This window comes from Paenibacillus sp. IHB B 3415, from assembly GCF_000802655.2.
Classification (GTDB): domain Bacteria; phylum Bacillota; class Bacilli; order Paenibacillales; family Paenibacillaceae; genus Paenibacillus_AQ; species Paenibacillus_AQ phytohabitans.
The window spans coordinates 41,163-53,518 of record NZ_JUEI01000036.1 but is presented as its reverse complement, the minus strand read 5'-3'; the positions used below and the strand labels follow the sequence as shown (position 1 = coordinate 53,518).

General features: G+C 53.7%; 10 protein-coding genes. 3 read left to right on the top strand and 7 right to left on the bottom strand.

All coding sequences use genetic code 11. The annotated features are described in order from the left end of the window. The 3 genes from QW71_RS17195 to QW71_RS41385 all read right to left on the bottom strand — a co-directional run. A partial coding sequence (locus QW71_RS17195; protein WP_160311817.1) for a ComEC/Rec2 family competence protein occupies window positions 1–912 on the bottom strand: 912 nt, incomplete at its 3' end. A 214-nt stretch (window positions 913–1,126) separates the two neighbouring features. Then, on the bottom strand, window positions 1,127–1,645 hold the full coding sequence (locus QW71_RS17190) for a dCMP deaminase family protein (protein WP_039300969.1): 519 nt from the start codon (window positions 1,643–1,645) through the stop codon (window positions 1,127–1,129). 573 nt (window positions 1,646–2,218) lie between these two features. Further along, the gene (locus tag QW71_RS41385; protein ID WP_039300936.1) at window positions 2,219–3,136 is read right to left on the bottom strand and encodes a helix-hairpin-helix domain-containing protein; all 918 of its coding nucleotides are present in this window, start codon (window positions 3,134–3,136) and stop codon (window positions 2,219–2,221) included. A 147-nt stretch (window positions 3,137–3,283) separates the two neighbouring features. Between QW71_RS41385 and comER the strand changes: the two genes are divergently transcribed. After that, on the top strand, window positions 3,284–4,135 hold the full coding sequence (gene comER / locus QW71_RS17180) for a late competence protein ComER (RefSeq protein ID WP_039300933.1): 852 nt from the start codon (window positions 3,284–3,286) through the stop codon (window positions 4,133–4,135). A gap of 184 nt (window positions 4,136–4,319) precedes the next feature. Here comER and leuS read toward each other — a convergent pair whose 3' ends face one another. The 3 genes from leuS to QW71_RS17165 form a co-directional block, all read right to left on the bottom strand. Beyond that, entirely contained in the window at window positions 4,320–6,761 is a 2,442-nt protein-coding gene (leuS, locus tag QW71_RS17175; RefSeq protein WP_039300930.1) for a leucine--tRNA ligase, read from the bottom strand. 270 nt (window positions 6,762–7,031) lie between these two features. Then, window positions 7,032–7,238: a hypothetical protein gene (locus QW71_RS39890; RefSeq protein ID WP_152679785.1), complete on the bottom strand. Its 207-nt coding sequence runs from the start codon at window positions 7,236–7,238 to the stop codon at window positions 7,032–7,034. 384 nt (window positions 7,239–7,622) lie between these two features. After that, window positions 7,623–8,690 carry an AI-2E family transporter gene (locus QW71_RS17165; RefSeq protein WP_039300924.1) on the bottom strand — a complete coding sequence of 356 codons (1,068 nt, stop codon included), beginning with the start codon at window positions 8,688–8,690 and terminating at the stop codon, window positions 7,623–7,625. 228 nt (window positions 8,691–8,918) lie between these two features. On the opposite strand from QW71_RS17165, the gene QW71_RS17160 reads away from it, so the two are divergent. Both QW71_RS17160 and QW71_RS17155 read left to right on the top strand, forming a co-directional pair. Further along, window positions 8,919–9,608 (top strand): glycoside hydrolase family 16 protein, encoded by a 690-nt coding sequence (locus tag QW71_RS17160; RefSeq protein WP_371916283.1) that lies wholly within the window; start codon window positions 8,919–8,921, stop codon window positions 9,606–9,608. Window positions 9,609–9,799: 191 nt separating this feature from the next. After that, on the top strand, window positions 9,800–10,534 hold the full coding sequence (locus tag QW71_RS17155; RefSeq protein ID WP_047013819.1) for a glycoside hydrolase family 16 protein: 735 nt from the start codon (window positions 9,800–9,802) through the stop codon (window positions 10,532–10,534). 138 nt (window positions 10,535–10,672) lie between these two features. On the opposite strand, the gene QW71_RS17150 is transcribed toward QW71_RS17155, so the two are convergent. Next, window positions 10,673–12,253 carry an extracellular solute-binding protein gene (locus QW71_RS17150; RefSeq protein WP_039300917.1) on the bottom strand — a complete coding sequence of 527 codons (1,581 nt, stop codon included), beginning with the start codon at window positions 12,251–12,253 and terminating at the stop codon, window positions 10,673–10,675. Window positions 12,254–12,356 lie beyond the last annotated feature (103 nt).

Genomic DNA, 12,356 nt, shown 5'->3' with positions numbered 1-12,356 from the left:
CTGTTTGAAGGTCTCCGGGGCCAGATCCTCCTGGATGCCGATGACAAGTCCCTTCATATAACCGGCATGTGGCTCCTGGAATAAGCGCTCCATCTCTGCGCCGAGTGTGGCGCGCATCCTATCATTCCAGCGCAGAATGCCGGATAGCTGCCACGATGCCGGAGTAGCAATCTTAACGCTGGCTGTTCCGCTCCCTTTTAGCAGCCAGTGGATTTTCTTCGTGAGCAGATAAGCCCGGTAATCGAATCCGCCGAAGTTACGCGCTATCTGCGGCTGCGCCAGCTCTCCTTCAATGACTACCCGGTCTCCCCGCTGCCAAAGAGCGACTACAGCAATTTCGCTTTCTTCCTGAAGCTTGATTTGAACGGCAACAAGTTCCCCTTTTGCTTCCTCTTCTGCTCCTGTTATTGCGTCTGCACCTACTCCTGTTTCAGCATCTGCTGCTGCCCCTGCCGCTACCACGGCCGCTGATTTTTCTTTTGTATCTACTTTAGCTCCCGTTTCTACATTCGCCGCTGTTTCGGTCTCCTGACTTCCCTGCCGCTTCAGTCCGATCCGTGACAGCTTCACTGTAAAATCAACCCTGTCCCCGTCCCGCTCCACCGGGGAAGCAATAACGCCTGCGGCTGTAACGTTAGCCTCATTCAGTTCGATTGCCGATCGCCTCAATTGCTCCGGCAGCAGGCTCACGTTACGCGCCTCACTCCACTCCCAATACAGGACTGCCGCAGCAATCGCCAGCCCGAACACAGCAGCCGTTCTCCAGCGTATGCCGCCGCTGACCACCCAGATTGCAGGCAGCAGCAGTAAGCCTGCGAGGTAGAACAGCAAGCTGCGGCCGGAAAACATACAGCCTGCCGTACTTCCGGCAATCCAGCAGATCGTGAAGCTTAAGAGCGGCCTTCTGTTCATCAGCATCTCTCCTTTAATCATCGATCTATTCTCTTCTTCCCGTCAAAATGGAACTACTCTTTTCCTGTCCCGCTGCCGCAGCAAAGACAAAGAACCCCTGCAAACGCAAACACATGCGTAAGCAGAGGTTCTTCCCCTGAAGATCTGAAGCTATCCATAACACTAACCTGTCCCTATTCTGTGTGGTGACGCAAGTCCTCCGGTATGCTTCCGGTTATTCCGATACCGAGATCATCGTTTCCTTCGGCGGCTCGTAGTTCTCCAATTGGCGGAACACAATTCCTTTGGAGGACAGCATGGCCTCAACCTTCTCCATATCCTTGCGGTACGGACGCAGATAGACAATCTCTACAATCCCGCTGTTGGCTAACATATTGGCACAGGTCCAGCACGGTTCATCTGTGACGTAAACGGTACTGCCTTCCCGGTCACTCCGGTCTGTGAACAGCAGCAGATTCTGCTCAGCATGGATCGTACGGATACAGCGCTGCTTCTTCACCATGGTCTCTACGCCGTCAATGATCTCCCGCTCATATTGCTCGGAGACCATACAGCCTGCTTCCGAGCAGTCCGGAACACCCATCGGTGCGCCGTTATAGGCGGTGCCCAGCAGCTTCTTGCCCTGCACCAGCACAGCGCCGACATGGCGGCGGGGACAGCGCGAACGGGTGGAGACCATGCAGGCAATATCCATGAAGTATGTATCCCAGTTCTTGCGGTAAGCCACAGTCATCAGCAATCTCCACTTCCTCTTAAATAGTTGTTCATTATTGTAACATAATGCAGCATTCTTTCACTATACAGCTTGTCCTAACACTAGCCTGCCAACCGTTCTCATTACAGCATCATGCTGCGTAAACCGCAATTGCTGATAGAAACGTCGATTCTGGCGTTAAGCTCAGTTTCCGGCAGGCTCAAACTTGACCAGTTACTGTTACTATTCCTTTTCAGTTTCTGGACTTAACTGTATTCTGTACAACTAAAAAGACTGAAATTCGGATGAAAATCAGTTTAATTGTATTTCGTACACTTATATCACGATCTGCTGAGCTAAAATCGCCACACATCGTATTTTAGTTGTACGAAGTGCAACTAACTTTAAGAAATTAGTAGTTTTACAGTTTTTAGTTGTACCAAATACACTTATCTGACCAACGAAGCATACGGATGGGCAGGGCAGGATAGACTCGGCTCAATCAGACAACCTTGTGTAACAACAACCCGGTAATTCCCTGTCAATTGTAGTGTATACAAGCTTCAGTATGAATGCTGCCGCCCGTTCGAATCATCCAGCGGGTCCCTGGACTCAAAATGCCACCAGCGGCTTCAGCTGCTCCAGCAGCTTCGGCCCGATCCCCTTCACCTTGCCCAGATCGGTCAGGCTGCGGAACGCTCCCTTGCTGCTACGGTACTCGATAATCGCCTGCGCCTTCTTCTCCCCGATACCCGGCAGGTCCATCAGGGCTGCGGTATCGGCAATGTTCACGTTGACCCTGCTATCAGCAGCCACTGCTGGAGCTGCGGCTCCTGCGGCACCTGCTGCTCCAGCGCTCCCAACTGCACCAACCGTCCCGCCACCTGTAGCGCCGCTGCCCGCCGATCCAATCGCTGCACCTCCAGTTACTTCACCCCCGCTTACGCCGCCACCTCCTTCTGCGCCAGCCGTTCCGTTTACAGCGCTATTTCCTGCTACTCCAGCCGTCCCTCCATTTACACCGCCCTCGTTTCCTGCTACTCCTGCCATCCCACCGCTTACACCGCCACTTCCCACTGCTCCAACAGTCCCGCCATTAGCGGTTCCATTCTCAGCTACTCCTACGCCCCCGCCACCAACGGCCGCCCCGGCCTTACCGTTCGCATTACCGTCATCCCCACCTGCCACTGCCCCGGCTGTCCCCGCCGGAGCAGCAATCCCGGTGCCATTAACCACTCCGGCCTTATCACTTACAGCACCGCCCTTACCTCCGGGCGCTGCCAGCGCCTTACTACTTCCAGCACCGCTGCCACCAACAGCCGCTACCCCTTCAGCACCGCCGCCACCCTCTTCACCACTCTCCCCTGCCGTTCCTGCGCCGCCATCCGCCACCCCCAGCGCCTGTGCCATCCCGGCGTTCAGGGTCTCCCACCCGGCGATGCCGTTCTCTGCCCTGTGGTCTGCAGCCCAGACTAGGCCGCCGCCCAGCAGCGCAGCGGCAATGGCGCAGCCGATCATTCTTTTGCCCATGAAGCTGTCCTCCTTCAGTAAACTGGAATTTTATTCAAAAACAAGCTTAAAACCTGTCATTTGTCCAAGACTGCCGTGCATACATTGAACGAAGAGTATTCCTGTAAGCCCAGAACCCAGCAACATTAGAAAGGAGGTAACCACAGGATGAAAGTGGGATTTATCGGAACAGGCAGCATGGGCGGTCTGCTCATCGACACCTTTCTTCGTTCGGGAGCCCTTGATCCGTGTGATGTGCTGGCCAGCAACCGCAGCCCGGGCAAGCTGAGGGAGCTGAAGAAGCTTCATCCCGGAATCACTGTATGTTCGGGCAACATCGAAGCCGCGTCCGAGAGCGATATCGTGTTTCTGTGTGTCAAACCTTTGCAGTTCAAAATGTTAAGCGATGAGATTGCCCCTTACCTGCGCAGCGATCAGATTGTCGTATCCATTACTAGTCCAGTTCAGCTGTACCATCTTGAATCCGTACTGCCCTCCAAAATTGCCAAGATTATTCCCAGCATCACCCATTCCGTCAAAAGCGGGACTTCTCTGTGCATCTTCGGAAGCAGATTAAATAAAAAAGACAGGCTGGTCCTGCTCCGGCTATTCTCATGTATTGGTGTTCCTGCGGAAATCCCGGAGAGTCATACGCGGATTGCCTCTGATTTCTCCAGCTGCGGCCCGGCGTTCATCAGCTATTTCCTGGAACGGTGGATCGAAGCGGCTGTAGAAGCAACCGGCATTGACGAGGCCCTGGTCAGCCGTCTGGCCGGTGAAATGCTGCTTGGTACAGGCAAGCTGCTGACAGAAGGCTCCTTCACCCCGCAGGGGCTGCAGGAACGGGTTGCCGTCCGGGGAGGCATTACAGCGGAAGCGCTGAACCACCTGCGCACGAGTCTGGAAGGGGTGTTCGAACGCCTGATCACCACTACGCATGACAAATACGATGAAGATGTGGAAAAGCTCGACGAGCTGTTCGGGCGCAGCAGCATCGTCCAGAGCCCTCTTGACCGCTAAGGCAGCTGCGGCTATAGCCTGCTGCCAACGTCCATTGCCATAGCTTATTGCAAGGGCCGTATGCCTTGCCAGCGTCCTTCCCTCTTGCCATTCCCGCCTTATAAGCTACGCTCTGCCGCTCCGTTCTCCGCTTCCGGAGCACTGCCGGAAACCAATAAAACCCGGGCAGAGTTGCGTTCTTCGCTTAACCCACTACTATATTTACCAGCTTGCCGGGAACGGCAATGATTTTGCGTACGGTTTTGCCTTCAACAGCTGCCTTCACGTTCGGCAGGGCCAGTGCATGGTTCTGCATATCTTCCTGTCCCATATCCATAGGGATCAGTGCACGCTGAACGATTTTACCGTTGACCTGCACGACGATTTCCACTTCCGCATCTACGGTCCAGGCTTCATCATAAGCCGGCCATGCGACATAGCTGATGCTTCCCTCGTGACCCAGCAGCTGCCACAGCTCTTCGGCAATATGCGGTGCCAGCGGCGACAGCATCTGGACGAACTGTTCTGCCGCTTCTGTGGACAGGCTCTCCTGCTTGTAGGCATCATTGATGAAAATCATCAGCTGGCTGATCGCCGTATTGAACCGCAGATGCTCAAAGTCTTCGGTTACCTTCTTCAGCGTCTTATGCCAGGTCCGTTTGAATTCATCGGTTCCGCCATCTGCCGAGATCTTCGCGCTGATGCTGCCGTCTTCATTCACGAACAGGCGCCATACGCGGGAGAGGAAGCGGTGGATGCCTTCCACGCCTTTTTCATTCCAAGGCTTAGTTGCTTCCAGCGGCCCCATGAACATTTCGTAGACGCGCAGTGTATCTGCGCCGTACGCTTCCACGATCTCATCCGGGTTGATGACGTTGCCGCGGGATTTACTCATCTTCTCATTGTTGTTCCCCAGGATCATCCCCTGGTTCACCAGCTTGTGGAACGGTTCCTTCGTATCGACTACGCCGATATCATAGAGAACCTTGTGCCAGAAGCGGGCATACAGCAGGTGGAGCACCGCATGCTCGGCTCCGCCGATGTACAGGTCAACCGGCAGCCATTCCTTCTGCTTCTCGGGTGAACACAGCTCCTGATCATTGTGCGGATCAATATAACGCAGGTAGTACCAGCAGCTGCCGGCCCATTGCGGCATGGTGTTGGTCTCGCGGCGGGCTTTCATGCCGGTCTCCGGATCAATTGTTTCGACCCATTCGGTTACATTTGCCAGCGGGGATTCACCTGTGCCCGAAGGCTTGATCGCATCCACATCCGGCAGTACCAGCGGCAGCTGGTCCACAGGAACGGTCTTCATTGTGCCGTCTTCCAGATGCAGAATCGGAATCGGCTCACCCCAGTAACGCTGGCGGCTGAACAGCCAGTCTCGCAGGCGGTAGGTTACTTTGCCCTTGCCGCTGCCTTTCTCTTCGAGCCAGGCAATCATTTTTGCAATTGCTTCTGTATTTGACAGGCCGTCGAGGAACCCTGAATTCACATGCGGACCGTCGCCGGAATAAGCCTCTTCTTCGACGTTGCCGCCTTGCACTACTTCAATAATATTCAAGCCGAACTGCTTGGCGAACTCCCAGTCACGGGTATCATGACCCGGAACAGCCATAATCGCTCCGGTTCCGTAGCCCGCCAGCACGTAGTCGGCAATCCAGATCGGCACCTGTGCACCGTTCACCGGATTGATTGCATAAGCGCCGGTGAAGACACCGCTTTTCTCTTTGGCCAGATCGGTACGCTCCAGATCACTCTTGCGCGAAGCCTTGTCGCGGTAGTCCGCAACGGCAGCCTTCTGCTCTTCTGTTGTAATCACATCAACCAGCTTATGCTCCGGTGCCACGACGCAATAGCTTGCTCCGAACAGGGTGTCCGGACGGGTGGTGAACACTTCAAGCGTAGCCTCATGCCCTTCAATGGCAAAAGTCACCTCAGCACCGGTCGATTTGCCGATCCAGTTGCGCTGCATATCCTTGATGCTTTCTTCCCAGTCCAGCTCATCCAGATCCTCGAGCAGACGGTCTGCGTATTCGGTAATTCTCAGAATCCACTGGCGCATTGGTCTGCGGACCACGGGATGGCCACCGCGCTCGCTTTTGCCGTCGATCACTTCTTCATTCGCCAGGACGGTACCCAGCGCTTCACACCAGTTCACGGAAACCTCAGCTACATAAGCCAGACCGCGGTTGTACAGCTGGATGAAAATCCACTGCGTCCATTTGTAGTAACCCGGATCAGTTGTGCTGATCTCGCGGTCCCAGTCGTAGGAGAAGCCCAGCGACTTGATCTGGCGGCGGAAATTGTCAATGTTCTTGAAGGTAATGTCACGCGGATGCTGTCCGGTATCCATCGCATACTGCTCTGCCGGAAGTCCGAAAGCATCCCAGCCCATCGGGTGCAGCACGTTGTAGCCGCGCATCCGTTTGAAACGGGAGACGATGTCTGTAGCCGTGTAGCCTTCAGGATGGCCTACGTGCAGCCCTGCGCCGGAAGGATACGGGAACATATCCAGTGCGTAAAACTTCGGTTTGCCTGCTTCTTCACTTGTTTTGAAAGTCTTGTTCTCGTCCCAGAATTTCTGCCATTTCGGCTCGATGGTTTGGGCGCGGTAGCCGGTCGGGGCTTGAGTATTGTCGCTCATCTTATGCTCCTCCTTGGAGTGTTGCTGTCTTAGGTCGTACTATTGTCTTTAAAAAAGAGTTAAGAGATAGTCTCCACTGCAAAAAGTTTTGGGCTTCCACCCGCTGTTATACTCGGATTTCCTGATTAGAACCGCTTATCGCGGTAGAAATCCGAGTATAAAGGCGGCCACTACGTTGCTCCAGCTCCAAAATTTTCTCCGTTCCGTTCTCTGTAACTTTTATAAACCCCATCTGTTCACCTGGCGGACCAGCAAAGCCCAAGAACCCGCCTATGATTCGCTGGGCCGGAAGGGCTGAAAAGCCAAACCCGCCATTGATTCGCCGGGGTGGCAGGAACCCGCCCAAGCTTCGCCGGGCCGGCAGAATCCGCAAGGCCCATAACCCGCTTCCGATTCGCCGGTCTGCTGGAACATCCTTGACCGTGCGGCGCCGCTGGAACCATCCCAGGCTTCGCCGGTCCGCCGGGCTAACCGCAAAAAAACCTCCCATCCCTAGCGTATTATCGCTAGGGACGAGAGGTTTGAATTCCCGTGGTACCACCCTAGTTAGCGGCGGACATTCTTTGTCCGGCACTCACTTTGACACCCTTTAGCGGGGGTGAGGCGACGACGGTTCACACGCCGGTCTCCTTATTAATGAAGCTTAAGGAACCCTGCGGCTCGCGCCATTACTCCGAGGTGAGTTCACTGCGGTCCGTTAACCGGCTCGCACCCTAAGTGCCGGCTCTCTGCAATAACGGTCTCACGAATTAATACTCCTCTTCATCGCACTGCTATGTGTACTGCTCTTTACTCGTAATATTCACCACATTATAACCAAAAGATACATGTACCGTCAATGATTTAACGATATCCCTGCCTTTATGCCGGCCTTCTGCGGATATAATAGGCGATGATATGCTGAATGACCACTTTGCCCGCTGCGAAGAACGGCACCGCCAGAATCAGCCCGATCATTCCGGCGATCTCCCCGCCGACCAGCAGCGCGAAGATAATCAGCAGCGGGTGCAGATGCAGCTTCCGTCCAACGACCTGCGGAGAAATGACGTTGCTCTCCAGCATTTGGCATAGCGTATTTACTACAGCTACCATCAGGACGAGGCGCCATGAGAGGGTCGAAGCCATCACAATGGCCGGAGCCGCCCCCAGAAACGGACCCATATAAGGCACAATATTGAATACCGCTACCACACAGGCGAAGAGCAGTGCATAAGGCATGCCGATAATTGCATAACCGATATAGGCCAGCACACCAATGATAATACAGACAAGAAATTGCCCGCGGATATAGTTGCCAAGTGCCTCATCAATGTCCTTCAGCAGGGTGACGATCGACTTACGGCGGGACCGGGGCAGGCAGGATACAACGGTCCGTTCGAACACATCGAAGTCCTTCAGGATGTAGAACACCAGAAAAGGCACAATGAATGCATTGAACAGGATGCCAATGGTTGAGGCAATATTATCAAGGAAGTGGGAGATGCCTTCGGCCAGGCGATTTTCCAGCTGATAAAACCAGTTATTCATTCCCGTCTCCACACCGGGCGGAATCAGTCTGGAATTCATGCCCCGCATCAGGCCCTGCGCATGCAGTGTCATCTCCGGCAGATGCTCGTTAAGCTCCTCCAGCTGCTCGATGAACATTGGAATCAGGTTGATCAGAATGACCGCCAGTGAGGTGAGAAATACCGCATAGATCAGCAGGACGGCCACGCTGCGCGGCATTTTTCTCCTGGAGAGCATGGAAACCACAGGATTCAGCACATATGAGATGATCATTGCCGCCAGGAACGGGGCGAGGATCGCTTTTAGAAACAGAAAGATTCCCTCCAGCATGGGGCGGAGCAGCCAGACGAAATACAGAATGATCAGGGAGAGCAGCACGCCGATCATCCAGCGGAACCATTTACTTTGGGACCATTGCTCCATAATACCCCTCCTGAATATGTACAGCCTCTAACAGTCATGCAATATTAGTATGTGTGAGAGGGTAATGAAATACTCTTGCCTGCAAAAAATTGGTTTTTTGTTATTTGGGTTGGAAAGTTGGTATAGTGGCCGGCATCAAGGTCCGCTAAAATCATATTGTAAAACGCTTTCATTCCGAGGAGGGGTACTTTTATTATGAAAAGGTTAAAACGATTATGCGGTGCAGGTATGCTGTTGCTGCTTGCCGGATTGCTCACTGGAGCTCCGTCTGTTTCAGCAGCCACCGTCTTTGATGAGCCTCTGACCTACTTCAATTCCGCAACCTGGCAAAAAGCCGACGGCTATTCCAATGGCGGGATGTTCAACTGCACCTGGCGCGCTAACAATATCTCATTTACAAGCGGCGGACAGCTTCGTCTGGCACTGACCAGTCCCAGCAATAATAAATTTGACGGTGCAGAAATGCGGTCAGTCTACAAGTACGGCTACGGTAAATATGAAGTCAGCATGAAGCCTGCCAAGAACAGCGGAATCGTCTCTTCCTTCTTCACCTATACCGGACCCTCCGACGGCACGCCCTGGGATGAAATTGATATCGAGTTTTTGGGCAAGGACACCACTAAAGTCCAATTCAATTATTATACAAACGGGGTTGGCGGTCATGAAAAGATCGTGAATCTGGGATTTGACGCTTCCCAAGGTTATCATACGTATGCTTTCGATTGGCAGCAGGGCTACATTAAATGGTATGTGGACGGCGTTCTGAAGCATACGGCCACCAGCAATATTCCGTCCCGTCCCGGCAAAATTATGATGAACCTCTGGAACGGAACGGGAGTGGACTCCTGGCTAGGTTCCTATAACGGAGCCAACCCGCTCTACGCTTACTATGACTGGCTGAAATTTACAGGCAACTAAAAACGAAATTTGGACTCCGGCGGTGCACAGAGCGCACCTGCCGGAGTCCTTTTACATCTGCCCGGAAGCCGTTATCTTCAGAATTTGTTATCCGGATTGACACATTGGTATAGCGGCCAGAGCCTGGGTTCTGTACGATAAAAGCAAGAAACATCATCACAGGAGGAACAGAATTGATACGCAACAGGTTAATCAAAGCATCCGTAGCCGTTGCTGCTCTGTCAGCAGCAGTATGGGGCCTATGGGCCTTCACTTCAGCACCCCGATCCGAAGCAGGAGGCGCGAAGGACAATTTTACAGAATTCAATTCGGAGTTCTGGAAGAAAACGGATGGTTATTCCAACGGAGACATGTTCAACTGCACCTGGCGAGAAAACAACATCTCATTTGCCGGGGATGATCTTATGACCCTGTCTCTCACCAGCCGGTCCCCCGGCGAGTTCGACGGTGCGGAATACCGTTCGCTGGAAAAGTACAGCTATGGCAAGTATGAAATCCGTATGAAGCCGGCGGCCAATCCCGGTGTAGTCTCTTCTTTCTTCACGTATACCGGCCCTTCAGAAGGTGAGCCCTGGGACGAAATCGATATTGAATTTTTGGGTAAAAACACCCGCCAGATGCAATTGAACTACTTCACAGACGGCATCGGGGGACATGAAAAGGTGATTGACCTCGGCTTTGACGCGTCAGAAGAATTTCACTGGTATAGTTTCGACTGGAAGAGGGATTCCATTACCTGGTATGTAGACGGCCGCCCTGTTCATACTGCGACCGAGAGTATCCCCTTTACTCCGGGCCGTATTATGATGAATCTCTGGAACGGAACAGGCGTGGATTCCTGGCTGGAGGCTTATGACGGCACGGCTCCGCTACATGCTTATTATGACGAATTCCGCTATACACCAGCGCCAGCCCGGGGCAAGTAAGAAGCTCCAGCGCCTCTCCGACAAGAAACCGCCTTCATCAAGGCGGTTTCTTGTCCCTGCGGACTCATCGGCGGCTGCGGTCCCAGGCATTGACCTCCGAGGTTTCGGACAATCCCCGGTTTTCTTGTCCCTGCGGACTCATCGGCGGCTGCGGTCCCAGGCATTGACCTCCGAGGTTTCGGACAATCCCCCGTAGGCCTTCCATTTGCCGACAAACTCGTCAAATTCCCCGATACCGCTGTCTGCAAAGATTATGTTTTGAAAGCTTTTTTGTTCCAGCTTCTTCAGCAGCTCACCATCGCTCTTCATCGTCTTGGTGGGCGGTCCCGTGAACTGTTCCTTACGGGAAGCCTCCTTCTGGCCCAGCAGCACCGGGGCAATATCCTCCGGAATCTCCTTGATGACTTCGGAGGGAATTCTCGCCCCGTCGAAGGTCAGTGTGTAGGAGGCCACCCGGATGACGCCCATCGGCAGCGCAGAGGGCTCTATGGTCGCCTTGCCGCCCTCCATTGCCCAGTCATAGCCCTCTGCAAGACCATTAATGAACTCGCCGGTGGAGGTAGCATAATAATCAAACATATAATTCTGATAGGTAAAAAAGATTTCGGGGTGCTTCATTTTCTTGTTAATCAGTATTGCTCCGTTGACAGGTAAGGTGCCTCTTCTCATAGCGGTACCTTCCGGTCCGGAGGGTATCGCAACAGCCTTGACAGACGCCTGCGGGTCTGCGGCAGTCAGGGAAGACAAGGGCCAGCCGCGCATCCAATACGGGCCGGCAATCATGCCGGCCTTGCCGGAGACGAAACGGTTGGCGGCGCCCTCTTCATCAAGCCAGGCACTGTCGGTCGACAAGTACCCCTGCTGAACCCAATGCTTCATAAGCGCGACAGCCTTCCGGGCGCCGGGCTGCACGGAACCATATTCCAGGGTTCCGTCACTCCGGCGGTTCCATTGCTCGGGAACCGTGCCAAACGCTCCAAAAATCCAGCTGCTGTCCCCCATCCAGGTACTGGGACCGTTACGGAATCCTAACGCAAGGCCGTAAGTATCCTTTAATCCGTTGCCGTCCGGGTCCTGGTTGACAAAAGCGTCCATGACCTGTTCCAGCTCATCCAGAGTCCGCGGTGTTTCCAATTTCAGCTTGTCCAGCCAATCCTGGCGAATCCAGAGCAGCGGATCGGAGTTGTATTCGTAATCCATGATGGGAATCGCATACTTATGCCCGTCCCGCACGAAGGCATTCCATGCCGAGGTGTCCTCGGCAACAGCCTTCTTCCACACCTGGGAGGCATATTGTTCAAATAAACTGCCGACTTCCATGAATTGCCCGGAGTCAATCAGCTCCTGAATGATGGCTGCATCCCGTGTAGTGACAACATCGGGCATATTGCCTTTGGCCAGCTCAAGCCTCAGCTTGTTGGCGTAGTTCTCGGAGGTGCCGGAGATGGTCCAGAGATAACGGATACGGATTCCCAACCGTTCCTCCGCCCAGGCCGTATGCACATTATGTTCAAGGCTCTCGCCTTTTTTAAAAGTCAAATTGGGGTTCACGGAGCCCACTGTGTACAGGTCTATGGGCGGATTATATTTACCCGCCTTGACGTCAAAATGAGGCGCCGTGCTCTCCGGGGAAGCTGCCGGGAGAGTGGCCCCGGAGCTGCGGAAGGTGCAGCCCGACAATATCAGGACCAGCGCGAACAACGGCAATCTGAATTTCATGGAACCACCTGCTTTTCGTAATGTTCTGGAGAGCCGGACAACTTGTATCATAATCTTCTTCGGCATCACATGGTACACTTCTTTTATTACGGCTAACAGTGAA